Origin of the sequence: Ferribacterium limneticum (genome assembly GCF_020510585.1) — a bacterium.
Taxonomy (GTDB): domain Bacteria; phylum Pseudomonadota; class Gammaproteobacteria; order Burkholderiales; family Rhodocyclaceae; genus Azonexus.
Genome location: NZ_CP075190.1, coordinates 1173890 through 1189539 on the forward strand (window position 1 = coordinate 1173890; position 15650 = coordinate 1189539).

The window sequence follows — 15650 nt, forward strand, 5'->3', positions numbered from 1 at the left end:
TAGCCACTGAGCACGCCATGACCACCATTCGCAGTTTCATGACCGAAGACCATCGCCGTTGCGACGACCTGTTCGCCGAAGCCGAACAGGCTGTCAGCAAGGGAAATCTGGAACTGGCCCTGGTCGCCTTCGGACATTTCCGTTCGGCCATGCTGGCCCACTTCGACAGCGAGGAAAAAACGCTGTTCCCGACCTTCGAAGCCAAGACCGGCATGCGCATGGGGCCGACCCAGGTCATGCGCATGGAGCACGAACAGTTGCGCGGCCTCATGGATGATGCGATAAACGCCCTGAAGGCGGCCGATGCCGATGAGTATCTCGGCCAGGCCGATACCCTGGTCATCATGATGCAGCAGCACAACATGAAGGAAGAGAACATGCTCTATCCCATGTGCGACCAGCATCTGACCGCTGAACTGCCGGCCGTTCTCGAACGGCTGGAAACGGAACTCTGCGAACAATGAGCCACGCCAAAACCCCGCATGTCGTCGACGCCCGCTACATGGAACCGCCCGAACCCTTTGTGGCAACCATGGAAATGCTCGATACGCTCAAGGACGGCGAGAAGATGCTGCTCCTCCTCTTCCGCGAGCCGCACCCGCTCTACAAGGTGCTGCGCCAGAATGGCCATGATTACGAAACCGAATTGCTGCCCGACGGCACCTTCGAAATCCTGATCTCGCGCTGAGTCAGCCGCTTCTCTCGACAATTCAGGCTCCCTGCAAGCGATGCTGGCCTTCGAAAATGCACCGCCCTTCGCTGCGCCACTGCGCTTCTTCCTGACCGCGCCGCTCTTTGCGATGCTGGCCGGCCTGCTCGTCGCCTTCGAAGGGCCGGATATCTTCTCCTCGCGGTGGACCCCCGGCGCACTGGCGGCGACGCACCTGATCACCATCGGCTTCATGCTGCAGGTCATGCTCGGCGCGCTGATCCAGATTTTGCCGGTGGTCGCCGGAGCCAACCTCAAGCGGCCGCTGGCCGTGGCGCGCAGCGTCAACGTCGGCCTCTCAGCCGGGGCGCTGCTGCTGGCCGCCGGCTTCCTGTCGGGAATGCCCACTCTGCTAGGCAGCGCCGCCTTGATCCTGGCGCTGACCGTGCTGCTCTTTCTCGCCGCGACGGTCATGGCGCTGATCGGCGTGCCGACGACCAGCCCGACCATCCGCGGCATCAAATTCGCCCTGTTCAGCCTGGCCGGTGTCGTTGGCCTTGGTGTCGTCCTGGCGCTGGGGCTGGCCTATGGCTGGTCGTTGCCACTCGTGGCGCTGGTTGACCTGCATGCCGGCTGGGGGCTGGGCGGCTGGGCCGGCGTGCTGCTTGCGGCGATGGCCTACGTCGTGGTGCCGATGTTCCAGCTGACGCCGGGCTACCCGGCGCGTTCCAGCTGGTGGTTCCCGGTTTTCATGCTGCTCATGCTTTTGCTGTGGAGCGCGGCATTGCTTACCGACTGGCCTTTGCTGGCCCGCCTCGGCCAGCTCGGCGCGGCACTGGCCGGTATCGCCTTCGCCGGTTTGACCCTGCGCCTGCAGGGCAAGCGCCGGCGGGCCCGGCCGGATGCCACCTACCGTTACTGGCAGCTCGGCCTGACGGCTTCCATTTTTGCCCTTTTTTTGCTGTCGACCGTCGCAGTCTGGCCGGCGGCGACCGACATCGACGGCTGGACGCTGACCTTTGGCGTGCTGCTCGTGGCCGGCGGTTTCCTGCCCTTCATCACCGGCATGCTCTACAAGATCGTTCCCTTTTTGTCCTGGATGCATCTGCAGAACAGCGGCCAGGCCAAGGTGCCGGCCCCGGCCATGAACAAGATTCTGTCCGAATCCGAGATGCACCGGCAGTTGCTCGCCTACGCCGCTGCGCTGGCCCTCTTGCTGGCGGCCATTTTCTTGCCGGCCTGGCTGGCCCGGCCGGCCGGGCTGGCCTTCGCCGTGGCCAACGGCTGGCTGTGGTGGAATCTGGCCAGCGCCATCCGGCGCTATCGCCTGCATCTGGCCGACATTGAGGCTGCCCTCGTAGCCAAACTGGCAACGCCATGAGCTATCTCGCCCTCAAGCATCTGCACGTTACCTGCGTCGTCCTCAGCGGCCTCGGCTTCTGCCTGCGCGGCTGGTGGATGTTCACCGAATCGCCGCTGCGCCAGCACCGGCTGACGCGCATCCTGCCGCACATCGTCGATACCCTGCTGCTCGGCAGCGCGCTGAGCATGGCCTGGATGAGCGGCCAGTATCCGTTTGTGCACGGCTGGCTGACCGCCAAACTCTTAGGCCTGCTCGCCTACATCCTGTTCGGGATGATGGCGCTCAAGCGTGGCCGGACATTGGCAATCCGGGTGCGCTACTTCGGGCTGGCCGTGCTGGCCTACGTGTTTATCGTCAGCGTGGCGCTGATGCGGAACTACTTTTGATAAGAGCTGGGATGCCAGGCCATTGCGGCCTGGCATCCAGCCGTGCGCTTAGTCGCGTGCTGCGCAGTGGCGCTGTTCGGCGCGGCTCAGGCCGGCACCGGTGAAGCACCGGTTGTAGCCATCTTTCTCCAGCTTGAACAGGGTCCGGGCGACGATGGCGGTATCGGTGAAATCCGAAAACACGCCATCGATGCCCAGGCGGTAGAACTGCAGGTATTCATTGATCGGGTTGCCGGCGTAGTCGTTGGCCAGCCGGCGTTGCTCGTTGCGGAAGGTCCAGGTATGCACCTTGATTCCGCGGCTATGGGCGCGCTCGATCAGATCGGTCGGTTCGGCCAGGAGGCGGGCGGCTTCACCCGGTCCGCTGACGCTGCCGTCGTTGATGGTGCTGACGATGTAGCGCTTCCAGGGGCCGATGCCGTAGGCGTAGGTGGCGATGTCGTCGAGGCCCTCGTCGGTGGCGAACCAGCCGAAGGTACGGGCGAGCAGTTCGGGCTTGCCCGAGGCGGTCCAGTCATACGGGCGATCGAAGGGGGCGTTGTAGGCCAGGCTGCCGTCGGCATTGACGTCATCGGCGTCGACCAGCTGGATCAGGCGGACCTTGGTCTTCTTGCTCAGCGCCTTGAGGTTGGCTTGCTCGAAGCTCTGGATGAAGACCGGGGCGTGACGATGGTTCCAGCCGGCGCGGGTGAGGGCGGCGAGCAGCTTGTCTTCGAGCGGCAGGCCGAGTTTCTGGTGGTAGGTCGGGTGCTTGGTTTCCGGGTAGATGCCGATGCTGCGGCCGGTTTCGGCCGATTTGCGCTTGGCCAGGGCGATCACTTCGTCGAAAGTGGGGATCTGGAACTTGCCGTCGAACTGCGTCGGGCGGTCGGCCGGGATCGGCTGCCTGGCGCGCAGGGTCTTGATTTCGGCCAGCGTGAAGTCGGAGGCGAAAAAGCCGCTTTCGAGGGCGCCATCGACCAGCATGGTGCGCTTGCGGGCAGCGAATTCGGGGCGGTCGGCGACATCGGTGGTGGCAGTGATGTTCGGTTCGTGGCGGGCGATCAGGACGCCGTCCTTGGTGGCGACGAGGTCCGGCTCAATATAGTCGGCACCGAGTTCGATGGCCAGGGCATAGCCTTCCAGGGTGTGGTCGGGCAAATAACCGGCAGTGCCACGGTGACCGATGACCAGCGGCGCACTTTCTTCGAAATCTTGCTGATGATCGTGGGCGATGGCTGGCACGGTGGCGGACAGGCTGAGGGCGCCGGCAACGACCAGGGCGACCAAGGGGAACGGGGGCTTGCGCATGAGTGGCTCCTCTCAAGTGGTGGGAGAGGCTAGGCTAGATGCCGAATGTGACCCGGGTATGACATGGTATTAATACAGGGCATTCGGTGTTTATTACCGGGAGTCCGCTTGCGGGTATCCGAATGGCATATTTACCTGTCCTGTTTTCGGCGCTATGCTTGCCCACCGAATAGTCCATCTGGAAAACAAAAATGAAATTTCACCTTGCAAGTTTGGTCCTTCTCGCTGCGCTAAGCGGGTCGATGAGTGGTCAGGCTTATGCCTCGTCACCGACGCTGGCTTCCGGCGCCGCCAGTATCAGCACCGAAGGTGACACTTTGACTGTTTCGACGGACAGCCTTTTGCTTGAATGGAGCAGCTTTTCGGTTGCGGCTGGGCAAACAGTCGATTTCATTCAGTCGTCGGGAAGCTACGGCGTTTTTAATCTACTGCAAGGGGGGGCGACTCTGGAGGTCTTCGGGGTATTGCGCTCGAACCGCCCTCTAACTTTGCTCGCCGAGAATATTTACGTGGCACCGGGCGGTGTCATCGATGCGCCAGGACTCTCTCTTTATGCCAGCCAGAGCGTCAATATGTCGGGGCTGCTTCAGGGCGGCGGCATGCTGACCATCGAGGCCCCGAGCTTGTTTGTCAAAGGGCCGCTGGTATCCGATGGGGTGGTACTGCAAACCGGGGATTATCAGGGCTCGGGTAGCTTGACCCTGGGGAGCCATGGTGGGTCGTTCAGTGCGATTACAAGCACCATGGCTATTTTTGATTTTCCGATAATTACAATCGATGTGGCGAATCCAGTCGTCTTGGTTCCATCACCTGTGCCAGAACCAACCGAGGCAGGGATGCTCGCCGTCGGGTTGCTGATGCTCTTTGGCTTGCGTCGTAGAGGCGTTGGCGGGGCATCTACGCGGACAGCCTAGGTATATTTGCGGTTTTGGCGATTTTTCCGGTTGACCGTAGCAGCATGGCAGCAACGGGTAGCAGTGGTTTCGAGCGCGAGAGAATGCGTGTGCCGAATCCCCGCTGACGCGGGGATGGCCAATTTCGGCCTTACATCCTTCCCAATTTGCGATACAGCGTGTTGCGGCTGATGCCGAGCTGGCGGGCGGCTGAGGAGATGTTGCCGCCGGCTGCTTCGAGGGCACGCATGGCGGCCTGGCGGCCGATGGCGTCCATGCTGTTGGCGCCTTCCAGCGGGGCTGCGGCCCACGGGTCGAAGCCCTGCGGTGCGCCGGGGGCGCTGGCCACGATGGTTTCGAACAGTTCTTCCGGCAGGTGGCTTTCGGTGATGACCGCTTCGTCGTCGTCAAGCAGGGCGATGGCGACGCGGATGACGTTGAACAGCTGGCGGATGTTGCCCGGCCAGGCGTAGTTCTCGATGGCGTGCTGGGCCTTTTCGGAGAAACGCACCTGCAGGCTGCGGGTCGTCGTTTCCGAGGCGGCGATCTTGGCGACCAGGGCGCGGATGTCGGTTCGTTCGCGCAGGGCCGGCATGGTGACGCTCATGCCGTTGAGCCGGTAATAAAGGTCTTCGCGGAAGGCGCCGCGGGCGACTTCTTCGCGCAATTTGCGGTGGGTGGCGCAGACCAGCGATATGTCGACCTGGATCGCTCGCGTGCTGCCCAGCGGCGTGACGCATCGCTCCTGCAGCACACGCAGCAGGCGGGCCTGCAGGTTGAGCGGCATGTCGCCGATTTCGTCGAGGAACAGGGTGCCGCCGTGCGCCTGCTGGATCTTGCCCGGGGCGCCTTCCTTGCGGGCGCCGGTGAAGGCGCCGCCCTGATAGCCGAACAGTTCGGATTCAATCAGCGTTTCCGGGATCGACGCGCAGTTCAGCGCGACGAAGGGGCCGGTGCTGCGCGGGCCGCTGTTGTGGAAGCCCTTGGCGAACATTTCCTTGCCTGCACCCGATTCGCCCTGGATGAGGATAGGGATGTCCTTGCCGAGAATGCGCCGGGCGCGTTCGATGGCGGCCTGCAGGCGGGCGTCGCCGGTGTTCAGGGTATCCAGCGTCGGGCCGGTGGGGGCGGCGGTTTCGGGACGGCGTGGGGCACGGATGGAGGCTGGTTCGTCATAGACCCGCCCAGCCACGGCCAGCGGCGGCAACTGGCCGCGCAGCTGGACGTGCAGGGATTTGCCATTGACGTTGATCTCATAGCTGCTTTGCGGCATGTGGCGCAGGCGGTCGACCAGGGCCGAGAGGTTGCTTTCGAAGACCATCGAAAAGTCACGGCGTACCGCATCGACCTGGCGAATGCCGAGCAGTTCGGTGCCGTTGCGGTTCACGGCCAGCACTTGGCCATCCGGCGAAACGGCAGCGATGCCCTCCTTCGGACTGCCCAGGTAATCGGCGCGAGTGTGGAAGCAGACGAGGATATCGCGGGTATGGATTGATTCAAACAGGCGTTTTTCGACGATGGCCGAGGACATCCGGACGAGGCCCAGGGTGTGATGCTGGTGGCTACGGTAATCGCCGGAAATGTCGAGGACGCCGATCAACCGTCCGTCCGGCCCGAAGATCGGGCTGGCGCAGCAGGTCAGGAAGCCGTTGCGTTCGAGAAAGTGCTCGGCGCCCAGAATAGACACCGGGCCTTCTTCGGACAGGGCGGTGCCGATGGCGTTGGTGCCGCACTGGTTTTCGTCCCACGAGGCGCCGGCCGACAGCGCGACGCGATCGGCGCGGCTGACGAAATCGGCATCGCCGACTGTTTCGAGGAGCAGGCCATTGGCGTCGGCCAGGATGACCATGCTGCCAGACTCGCGGATCTGCTCGTAGACATGCTCCATGATCGGCCGGCCCTGGACGAGCAGGAAGCGGTTGCGGTCCTGCTCTGTTTTCAGGGCAACGCGATCCATGGCCTCGACGGCCGGGATGGCATTGCCTTCGCCCAGCCCGAAGCGCCGGCAGCGCTCCCATGAACGGAGGATGACCGGATCGATCAGGCCGTCGGGCAGCGTGCCTTCTTCAAAAAACAGTTGCCTTGCTTGTTGCAGGCGCTGACCATGAATATCAGCCAATAATTGAATTTGTCCCATCTCTCCTCCGGCGACTTCTCTATCTCTATTTATAGTTGTATTGCTTCATAACGTAACACCTGCCCTTTTTATTAGCAAATCAAGCGGGCAGTGCGCTGCACCTTTCAGCAAATGCCATGCCATACTCGAGCAAATGTCAGCACTTTTGCACCATCTCCGATTAAAGCCCGTGGCAAAGGGATTTTTCGATTTGGTCTGCGAGCTGGCACAGGGTTTGCAGATGCTTTGTCACAAAGGCAGTAACCCGCAATCAAATAAGGAGACATTGTGAAACATCCCTTCCGACACCTTGGAGCTGTTGCAGCAGCCCTTTTCATTTGCACGGCCGCGCCGCAGGTTTTCGCTCACGGTGACGTTGTCCCGCAGGCCGTCGATACGACCGGCCTGAAGCCCGTTGGTACTGAATGGCTGAAGAGCAACCCTTACCGCAAGGATAAGACCGCAATTCGCATTGGAGATTCAGCCTACAACCAGAATTGTGCCCGTTGCCATGGCCTGGGAGCGATTTCCGGCGGTATCGCACCGGATCTGCGCTACCTGCCGCTCGGCGATGAAGGCGACGAAATTTTCCTGCAGCGCATTCGCCACGGTGCCGTTCGTGACGGTCGCGTCTATATGCCGCCGTTCGAAGGCATCTTCAGTCAGGAAGCCATGTGGTCCATCCGTACCTGGCTGGAAACCGTCCATGAAGAATGATCGCCGCCTCTGGCTGAAGGCATTGGCTGCCTTGCCCATGGCCACCGCCTTGCCGGCGCTGGCCGATGGCCTCGAAGCGATTCGCCAGCGCGGTCGTCTGCGCGTCGCGGTCTATAACGATTTCCCGCCGTATTCGATGGCCGGCGGCAAAGGCATCGACGCCGATGTCGCCCGGGCAATTGCTGCCAAGCTCGGCCTGACGGCCGAAGTCGTCGGCTACAACGCCGACGAGGACATGAACGACGACCTGCGCAACATGGTCTGGAAAGGTCATTATCTGGGCACCCAGCCATCCGACGTCATGATGCATGTGCCGGTCGACGAGTACCTGGCGCGTTCCAACGACAAGGTCCGGATCTTCGGCGCCTACCACGTCGAAACGCTGGCCCTGGCGCGCAATCCGGAGCGGGTGCCGAAGCCCTTGTCCGGCTCGGCTGCCGTAGCCTTGGAAATCTTCACGCGGGAAAAGATCGGTGTCGAAACCGCTTCGCTGGCCGACTCCTTCCTGCTCGGCGTGCTGAACGGCCGTCTGCGTGAAAACGTCGTGCATTTCAAGACCGTTGCAGAAGCAGCCAAGGGCATGGCCGAGGGCAAGGTGGCGGCCGTTCTGGCGCCGCGTGCCGAGCTTGAAGCGGCGACCAAGGGGCAGGGCAATCTGGTGCTGGAAAGCCCGAAATTTGCCGAACTGAAGATCGATAGCTGGCCGCTTGGCATGGCCGTCAAGGTCGAGGATCAGGCCCTGGCCGAAGCGATTGGCGGTGCACTGGCGAGTTTGAAGAACGATGGCACGATTGCCGGGATCTTCAAGCGTTACGGCATTTCCCATCAGGCGATCTGAGCATGCGCCCGCGCCTGCCGAAACTCCTGCTGGCCACGCTGATTGCGGCTTTCAGCGGCGCCGCGCTGGCCGCGCCATTTGCCTACGTGCCAAATGAAAAGTCGGCTACGGTCAGCGTCATCGACACAGCCGGCGACCAGCGTCTCGGCGATATTCCGGCCGGCCAGCGCCCGCGCGGCATTGCCGCCGGTGATGGGCGCGTGTACCTGACCGATGGCAAGACGGGCAGCCTGCTGATCATCGATACCGTTGCCGGCAAGCTGGTGAAGACTGTGCTGGTTGGCGATTCGCCGGAAGGCGTCAGCCTGTCAGCCGATGGCAAGCTGCTCGCCGTGGCGGTCGAGGACGACAATAGCGTCGTGCTTCTCGCCGCTCCGCTGGGCAAGGAACTGGCGCGCATCAAGGTGCATGGCAAGAACCCGGAACATGCCGTGTTCAGCCCGGACGGCCGCTGGCTCTACGTCAGCGCCGAAGAGGCCGAACAGGTCGATGTCGTCGATGTGAAGGCACGCAAGCAGGTGGCCAGCATCCCGGTCGGCAAGCGGCCACGCGGCATCGGCTTCCTGCCCGATGGCAGCCGGGCCTACGTCGCCAGCGAAATGACCGGCAAGGTCTACGTCATCGACACCGCCGAGCGCCGCGTCATCGCTGAAATTACCGCCGGCCAGTATCCTGCCGGGATCGCTGTTCACCCGGATGGCAAGCGGGTTTTCGTTTCCAACGGGCGCGACCCGTCGGTGATGGCCATCGACGTTGCCAGCAACACTGTCGTCGCCACCGTCGAAGTCGGCAAACGCCCGTGGAACATGGCGATCACGCCCGACGGCGCCAAGCTCTACGTAGCCAATGGCCGCTCCGGTACGGTTTCCGTCATCGACACCGCCAGCTACAAGAAGCTGGCTGATATCGAAGTCGGCGAACTGCCCTGGGGGGTCAGCATCCGATGAGCGGCCAGCGCTACACGCTAGAAGCCATCGTGCTGCACTGGGCGCAGGCCATTGTCGTCATCTGGCTGCTCTGGCTGGGCTGGACCATGGTTGATCTGCCCAAGGGCGCTGAACGCAGCGCCGCCTATGGCCTGCACAAATCGCTCGGCCTGCTCGCGCTGTTGCTGATCATTGTCCGCCTGGCCTGGCGCCGCGGCCATCAGGCCCCGAAGCTGCTGGCTACCGGTTGGGAGGCCAAGTTGGCCACGGCTGTTCATCACGCGCTCTACGCTCTGCTCTTCATGGCGCCGCTGGCTGGTTTCCTCGCCTCGTCCTTCACGCCATTCGCCATCAAGTTCTTCGGTATCGAACTGCCCAAGCTCGGCTGGCCTGACGAAACGCTCAACGGCGCCTTCAAGCTGGCCCATGTCGTCTTCGTCTGGGGCCTCGCCGGCCTGATCGGCCTGCATATCGCCGGCGCGCTTAAACACCTGTTCAAACGTGACGGGACAATTCAGCGCATGTTGCCCGGCGGATTGTTCAAAAACTGAACAGCTGCTCCATGGCGGAGCAGTGCGGTCTAGCCAAAGTAATAGACGTTGCTACGGTCGACCGGGAAAACCCGCCAAAATTGAAATTGAATGCCACCTTCGGGTGGCTTTTTTTTGCGTGCCGTAGCGCACAGATGCGGCCTGAATGCGCGTGATAGGCTCAAAGCCTGTTTTTTTGCCCGCCATATTGGCTGGATAAACAGCCGTGAAATATATTCAGGCACCGAGTGCGGATTTTCTCCGTTCTTCCGGCGCCTCGTATTGAAGCCTGCTTCAGGCTTTCGCCCGTCACTATTCGTCCAGTCAGGAAGCTTGCCATGAAACTTCACTCGCTATTGTTGCTACTCATATTGGCCCTGATCGCCGCTTTCGCTGCCTTGAACTGGGGCGTCTTTCTGGCTCCCACCGAGTTATGGTTTGGCTTTACGTCGGTGCAAATGCCATTGGGCCTGCTCATGCTCGGAATATTGGTCTTCATTACGGGGCTGTTTCTGGTGTATGTCGTTTATCTGCAGGGTTCTGTTCTCCTTGAAGCTCGCCGCCATTCGCGGGCCTTGCAGACCAACCGCGAGCTTGCCGACCGTGCGGAGGCCTCCCGCTTTACTGAATTACGCGCTTTTCTTGAAACAGAATCGACCAAGCAAGCCACGCTGAACGGCGAAGTGAAAGCAACAGTCCTTGCCAGAATCGATCAGCTTGAGCATGATTTCCGCTTATTCACCGAACAGTCCGGGAACACGCTTGCCGCCTATATTGGCGAGCTGGAAGATCGGCTGGAAAAAATCACCACGCTACCCCCCGTGCACTAAGCCGTCGCGGCGCAGGGATAAGCAGACCTTCGCCAAAGGAGCGCTCATGTCCGATCAAAAACTGCTTGGCAAACGGGTGCTGGTCACCCAGGCCGACATGTTCATGGGGCCGGTGCTGTGCGAGGTGTTTGCCCGGCATGGTGCCACGGTGATCGCCGATACCGCCTCGCTCGTCGAGGCCGGGGCGCCAGCCGCTATCGTTGCTGAAGCCGGACGGGTTGATGTTCTCGTTGCCAACCTGGCCATTCCGGCGCCAGGCACTGCCGTCGCCGAGGTCTCCGAAGCGGAGTGGAACGACACTTTCGGGGTGCTCGTCCATCCGCTGGCGCGCTTGTTCCGGGCCGTCTTGCCGGCGATGATCGCCCGCCGCTCGGGCAAGATTCTGGTCATGGGCAGCGCTTCGGCCCTGCGCGGGATGAAGGGCCGGTCGACTTACAGCGCGGCGCGCGGCGCCCAGTTGGCCTACGTGCAGGCCGTCGGCGTCGAGGTGGCGCCGCACAATGTCCAGGTCAATGCCATCGCCCAGAACTTCGTTGAAAACCCGACCTACTTCCCGCCCGAAGTGCAGGCCGACCCGCGTTTTCAGGAGCGTCTGAAACGCGAGGTTCCGCTCGGGCGGCTGGTCGGAGCGGAAGAGGATGCCGAATTCGCCGCCTATTTGTGCAGCGATCTGGCCAATTGCTTTGTCGGCCAGGTGTTCCCCGTTTGCGGTGGCTGGGTGATGCGCTGAGGCACAGGCCAGGTTGCGGATGAGTGTGTTGCAAAAAAATCGAGGTCTCCCAAGCAACTCGGCAAGCGCCGTCGGTGGGCTGTTTTTCGCATTCCTTGGTTTGGGTGTCCTGGTCGGCCGCTTGCCGCTGGCAGTAGTTGGCCTGTATGCCGGGGCCAGCCTGCTGGCCTTTGTGATTTATGCCCGGGACAAGGCGGCGGCGCAGGGCGGGCGGTGGCGGACGGCGGAGAACACCTTGCACATGATTGCCTTGCTCGGCGGCTGGCCGGGGGCTTTGCTGGCGCAGCGCGTGCTGCGCCACAAGTCGAGCAAGGCGTCGTTTCAGGTGACGTTCTGGGCGACGGTGTTGATCAATTGCGGGGTGTTGGGCTGGTTGCTGACGGCGAAGGGGGCGGGAGTGCTGCGCTCGGTCATGGCCGCAGTGGCTTGAGGGCAGGCTGGCACCGAAGGCGCATTGGTTTTTGCCCCGCCCGAATCGTCGGCGCTGCCGGGTTCAGCGCGAATTCATGGCCTGTTCGCTTTGCAGGGCGGCCTTCAGATCGGTGATCAGGTCCTCGATATTGCGCTGGGCATCGTAAAACTCCAGGTCGCCATCGTCGCTTTCAAGGACGACGTTAGGTTCGTCGCCATGCAGCGGGACTTGAACATGCACGCCCTTGGTAAAGACGATCATCCCGTCGACGCGTTTCGATGGTTCGCTCAAGGCGGTGGGTGTAAATCCGAGCTTGTTCAGTTTTTCGGCTAAGGCTTGGGCGTTCATGGTTTTCCTTTCTGATATTGGGGCGCTGCAGCGGTGACGGGTTGCCTGATTATTTCTGGACGACGGACCAGATGAAGGCCTGAACGTCGATCAGGTCGCGCGGCATCAAACCTTCTTCGAGCAGATTGGTGCGGACGTAGCTGTAGAGGCGCGAGACTGCGTCGTAGGTCTTCCAGTTCGGGTCAGGCTTGTAGTTGATCCGCCAGCACAGGGCCTTGGCGGCATTCTGGATGACGGTCGGCTTGATGAAGGCTGATTGCTGCGGGTGGCGGATGAAGCTGAACAGCGTCGCAAACTGCCATTTGTTCAGTTGCAGGATACCGAGCGTGCGCAGGAAGTGTTTGAAGCGTGCCTCTTCGCTTTCGGTCCCGTAGAGCAGATTGGCCAGGGCCAGCGAGAAGAGTTTTTGGCAGGCAGGCAGCTCAAGGGCTTCGTGCAGCGTCTTGCGCTCGCTCTTGGTCAGCAGGTTGGTGCTGGTTTCAACGTGTCGGGCACGATCGCAGATGGCGTCGAAGCTGCCATCGGCGATGAGTCGGGCAATCTCTTCCTGGCTCAGCAACTGGGCGCACAATTTTTGTCCGCGCATGTTGGCTTCGCGCACCGACTTGATGAAATCAGCGTCTTCGAAGCCGTTCGGGTACTTCGCCATGAAGCGCTCAATGGCCATGGGGATCGTCACAAAGTTGTCGCTGACGATGTCAGATGTCTCAATCAGGTTGTCGAGGAGGCGGTGTTTCGAGGCAGCCCCTTCGGCTTTCTCGAGTTTGATGAATGACCGTGAAAGCCGCTTGCGTCCTGCGCCGACAAAAAACACATCAAGATTGTCGGACGTTGCGCTGAGCACTTTGCCGAGACCCCATTCCTGCTGGTTGGGGTGCGTCACGCGATCGCCTGTGGTTAGGGTGCTCATCTTGCTCTCCGCTTCTTTTCACCGGAAAAAGCGGTCAATTTTAACATGGCCTCCGAAATTCAGGCCGGGCTGTGCAAACTGTTACCTGTTCGGGCCCATGCCGAGCCAAACAATTATTTCAATTTTGGGCGTTTTTTCCGGTTGACCGCAGGATCCGCCCTGGATTGCAGCGGCGGGGCGCTCGGCAGGCTGCGTGGCCGGCTCGGCGCCCCTTGGTTTTTCATTCGATGGCCTGCAGCCATTCTTGTCGGGGAGTTGCTGTTCTCCCTTTTGGCCCCCGAAACCGGGGCGCCGTGTTGCTTATTCCAGTGCCAGAATCCACTGGATGGCGGCCTTGAGGTCGTCGTCGCTGATCTTGTCGGCCGGGTGCGGCAGCATCGGGACTGTACCCCAGTTGCCAGAACCGCCGGCGCGGACTTTGTCGAACAGCTTGCCGGGGGCGCTCTTGTCGCCCTTGTACTTGGCGGCGACTTCCTTGTAGGGCGGGCCGACGCGCTTCTGGTCGACGGTGTGGCAGGCGACGCAGCGGGCTTTCTTGACGATGGCTTCGCCGTCGGCGGCCTGGGCCGGTGAGGTGGCGATGAAGAGGGCGGCTGCGAGCAGAGGCAGCAGGGTGGTGCTCAGTTGCATGTTCATGTGAATGATTCCTTGGATTAAACGAGGCCAGCCGCCTGCAGTTCGGCCCATTCGGCATCGGTGAACAGCCGTGAACGGGTGTGGAATGCCTTGCCGGTGTTGCCTTCGAGCGAGAAGGTGCCGCCCGATCCGTCGATGACGTCGATGATCAGTTGTGTGTGCTTCCAGTACTCGTATTGCGAGGCGCTGATGTAGAAGGGCACGCCGCCGATGTCGCCAAGATGGACGTCGTAGGCGCCGATGGTGAGGTCGGTGGGCAGATAGCAGTTGGCAGCGCTGTTGTCGCAACAGCCGCCGGACTGGTGGAACATGAGTTCCGGACCGTATTTCTGTTTCAGGAGTGCGATGAGTTCAAGCGTTGCCGGCGTACAAATGACACGATCGACCATGTTTTTCTCCTAAAAAAGGGGGGCGGTTGCCCGCCCCCAAGAGTTGCCCGCAAATCTATGCGGCCAGTGGAGGAGATGCCCGGTTTAGAAGAAGCCCAGCTTGCTTTCGCTGTACGAAACGAGCAGGTTCTTCGTCTGTTGATAGTGGTCCAGCATGACCTTGTGGGTTTCGCGGCCGATGCCGGATTCCTTGTAGCCGCCGAACGCTGCGTGCGCCGGGTAGGCGTGGTAGCAGTTGGTCCAGACACGGCCGGCCTTGATGGCGCGACCCATGCGGTAGGCGACGTTGCCGTTGCGGCTCCAGACGCCGGCGCCGAGGCCGTACAGGGTGTCGTTGGCGATGGCCAGAGCGTCGGCTTCGTCCTTGAAGGTGGTCACGGCGAGAACCGGCCCGAAGATTTCTTCCTGGAAGATGCGCATCTTGTTGTGGCCCTTGAACAGGGTCGGCTGGATGTAGTAACCGCCGGCCAGGTCGCCTTCGAGGACAGCGCGGGCGCCGCCGATCAGGCATTCAGCGCCTTCCTGCTTGCCCACGTCGAGGTAGGACATGATCTTGGTCATCTGCTCTTGCGATGCCTGGGCACCCATCATGCAGTCGGTGTCGAGCGGGTTGCCTTGCTTGATGGCAGCAACACGGGCCAACACGCGTTCCATGAACTTGTCGTAGATCGATTCCTGGATCAGGGCACGGCTCGGGCAGGTACACACTTCGCCCTGGTTGAAGGCGAACAGCACCATGCCTTCGATGGCCTTGTCGAGGAAGCCGTCATCCTTGTCCATGACGTCGGCGAAGAAGATGTTCGGCGACTTGCCACCCAGTTCCAGCGTGGCCGGGATCAGGTTGTTGGCAGCGGCTTGAGCGATCACGCGGCCGGTGGTGGTCGAGCCGGTGAAGGCGATCTTGGCGATGCGCTTGCTGGTGGCGAGCGGCATGCCGGCTTCGCGGCCGAAACCATTGACGATGTTCAGGACGCCCGGCGGCAGCAGGTCGGCGATCAGTTCGGCCAGGATCAGGATGGAGATCGGGGTCGATTCGGCCGGCTTGAGCACGACGCAGTTACCGGCACCGATGGCCGGGGCCAGTTTCCAGGCCGCCATCAGGATCGGGAAGTTCCAGGGGATGATCTGGCCGACGACGCCGAGCGGCTCGTGGTAGTGGTAAGCCACGGTGTTTTCGTCGATGTCGGAGAGAGCGCCTTCCTGAGCGCGCAGGCAGCCGGCAAAATAACGGAAGTGGTCGATGGTGAGCGGGATGTCGGCATTCAGTGTTTCGCGGATGGCCTTGCCGTTATCGACGGTCTCGGCGTAAGCCAGCACTTCGAGGTTGGCTTCGAGGCGGTCGGCGATCTTCAACAGCACGTTGGCACGTTCGGCGGCGCCGGTCTTGCCCCAGGCATCAGCAGCAGCGTGAGCGGCGTCAAGCGCCAGCTCGATGTCTTCGGCCGAGGAACGGGCGACCTTGGTGTAAACCTTGCCGGTCGTCGGGGTGATCACATCGAAGTATTCACCCTTGGTCGGGGCAACCCACTGGCCGCCGATGAAGTTGTTGTACTGGGCCTTGTAGGCGATCTTGGCACCAGCGGCGCCGGGAGCTGCATAAATCATGTTTGTCTCCAGTGTTCTTGAATGAAGTTGGAAATTGGTAATTCAAAGGGCTAACTCGAAGCCGGCAGATTCGGTTGATTCC

General features: G+C 61.6%; 19 protein-coding genes. 12 read left to right on the plus strand and 7 right to left on the minus strand.

Going from position 1 to position 15650, the window contains the following annotated elements:
* The first annotated feature begins 17 nt into the window (after positions 1–17).
* The 4 genes from KI613_RS05610 to KI613_RS05625 are packed head-to-tail and all read left to right on the plus strand — an operon-like array spanning position 18 to position 2398.
* Positions 18–464 carry a hemerythrin domain-containing protein gene (locus tag KI613_RS05610; RefSeq protein ID WP_226404211.1) on the plus strand — a complete coding sequence of 149 codons (447 nt, stop codon included), beginning with the start codon at positions 18–20 and terminating at the stop codon, positions 462–464.
* Positions 461–688 (plus strand): DUF2249 domain-containing protein, encoded by a 228-nt coding sequence (locus KI613_RS05615; RefSeq protein ID WP_226404212.1) that lies wholly within the window; start codon positions 461–463, stop codon positions 686–688. The genes KI613_RS05610 and KI613_RS05615 overlap by 4 nt, the downstream gene beginning before the upstream one ends.
* Positions 689–728: 40 nt before the next feature.
* Complete coding sequence (locus KI613_RS05620) at positions 729–2030, plus strand: hypothetical protein (RefSeq protein WP_226404213.1); 1302 nt, start codon at positions 729–731, stop codon at positions 2028–2030.
* Entirely contained in the window at positions 2027–2398 is a 372-nt protein-coding gene (locus tag KI613_RS05625) for a SirB2 family protein (RefSeq protein WP_226404214.1), read from the plus strand. The genes KI613_RS05620 and KI613_RS05625 overlap by 4 nt, the downstream gene beginning before the upstream one ends.
* A 48-nt stretch (positions 2399–2446) precedes the next feature.
* Here the strand turns inward: KI613_RS05625 and KI613_RS05630 are convergent, their stop codons facing one another.
* Positions 2447–3688 carry a glycerophosphodiester phosphodiesterase gene (locus tag KI613_RS05630; protein ID WP_226404215.1) on the minus strand — a complete coding sequence of 414 codons (1242 nt, stop codon included), beginning with the start codon at positions 3686–3688 and terminating at the stop codon, positions 2447–2449.
* Between the two features lie 191 nt (positions 3689–3879).
* On the opposite strand from KI613_RS05630, the gene KI613_RS05635 reads away from it, so the two are divergent.
* On the plus strand, positions 3880–4602 hold the full coding sequence (locus KI613_RS05635) for a PEP-CTERM sorting domain-containing protein (protein WP_226404216.1): 723 nt from the start codon (positions 3880–3882) through the stop codon (positions 4600–4602).
* A gap of 130 nt (positions 4603–4732) precedes the next feature.
* Here the strand turns inward: KI613_RS05635 and KI613_RS05640 are convergent, their stop codons facing one another.
* A complete protein-coding gene (locus tag KI613_RS05640; protein WP_226404217.1) occupies positions 4733–6718 on the minus strand; it encodes a sigma-54-dependent Fis family transcriptional regulator in 1986 nt (661 codons plus the stop codon).
* Positions 6719–6985: 267 nt separating this feature from the next.
* On the opposite strand from KI613_RS05640, the gene pedF reads away from it, so the two are divergent.
* The 7 genes from pedF (at position 6986) to KI613_RS05675 (ending at position 11698) form a co-directional block, all read left to right on the plus strand.
* Positions 6986–7414 (plus strand): cytochrome c-550 PedF, encoded by a 429-nt coding sequence (gene pedF / locus KI613_RS05645; protein ID WP_226404218.1) that lies wholly within the window; start codon positions 6986–6988, stop codon positions 7412–7414.
* Positions 7404–8252 (plus strand): substrate-binding periplasmic protein, encoded by an 849-nt coding sequence (locus KI613_RS05650; RefSeq protein WP_226404219.1) that lies wholly within the window; start codon positions 7404–7406, stop codon positions 8250–8252. The genes pedF and KI613_RS05650 overlap by 11 nt, the downstream gene beginning before the upstream one ends.
* A gap of 2 nt (positions 8253–8254) precedes the next feature.
* On the plus strand, positions 8255–9199 hold the full coding sequence (locus KI613_RS05655; protein ID WP_226404220.1) for a beta-propeller fold lactonase family protein: 945 nt from the start codon (positions 8255–8257) through the stop codon (positions 9197–9199).
* Positions 9196–9729, plus strand: a complete 534-nt coding sequence (locus KI613_RS05660; RefSeq protein WP_226404221.1) for a cytochrome b — start codon at positions 9196–9198, stop codon at positions 9727–9729. The genes KI613_RS05655 and KI613_RS05660 overlap by 4 nt, the downstream gene beginning before the upstream one ends.
* Positions 9730–10046: 317 nt before the next feature.
* Positions 10047–10538, plus strand: coding sequence for a hypothetical protein (locus tag KI613_RS05665; RefSeq protein WP_226404222.1), 492 nt, complete (start codon positions 10047–10049; stop codon positions 10536–10538).
* Between the two features lie 46 nt (positions 10539–10584).
* On the plus strand, positions 10585–11268 hold the full coding sequence (locus KI613_RS05670) for an SDR family oxidoreductase (RefSeq protein ID WP_226404223.1): 684 nt from the start codon (positions 10585–10587) through the stop codon (positions 11266–11268).
* 28 nt (positions 11269–11296) lie between these two features.
* Positions 11297–11698, plus strand: coding sequence for a DUF1294 domain-containing protein (locus KI613_RS05675; RefSeq protein WP_226404224.1), 402 nt, complete (start codon positions 11297–11299; stop codon positions 11696–11698).
* Between the two features lie 63 nt (positions 11699–11761).
* Here KI613_RS05675 and KI613_RS05680 read toward each other — a convergent pair whose 3' ends face one another.
* The 5 genes from KI613_RS05680 to exaC form a co-directional block, all read right to left on the minus strand.
* Positions 11762–12028, minus strand: coding sequence for a hypothetical protein (locus tag KI613_RS05680; protein ID WP_226404225.1), 267 nt, complete (start codon positions 12026–12028; stop codon positions 11762–11764).
* A gap of 49 nt (positions 12029–12077) precedes the next feature.
* Positions 12078–12938: a DUF3553 domain-containing protein gene (locus KI613_RS05685; protein ID WP_226404226.1), complete on the minus strand. Its 861-nt coding sequence runs from the start codon at positions 12936–12938 to the stop codon at positions 12078–12080.
* A gap of 300 nt (positions 12939–13238) precedes the next feature.
* Positions 13239–13574 (minus strand): c-type cytochrome, encoded by a 336-nt coding sequence (locus tag KI613_RS05690; RefSeq protein WP_226404227.1) that lies wholly within the window; start codon positions 13572–13574, stop codon positions 13239–13241.
* A gap of 17 nt (positions 13575–13591) precedes the next feature.
* On the minus strand, positions 13592–13963 hold the full coding sequence (locus KI613_RS05695; RefSeq protein ID WP_226404228.1) for a DUF779 domain-containing protein: 372 nt from the start codon (positions 13961–13963) through the stop codon (positions 13592–13594).
* 84 nt (positions 13964–14047) lie between these two features.
* A complete protein-coding gene (gene exaC, locus KI613_RS05700; protein WP_226404229.1) occupies positions 14048–15568 on the minus strand; it encodes an acetaldehyde dehydrogenase ExaC in 1521 nt (506 codons plus the stop codon).
* Positions 15569–15650: the final 82 nt, after the last annotated feature.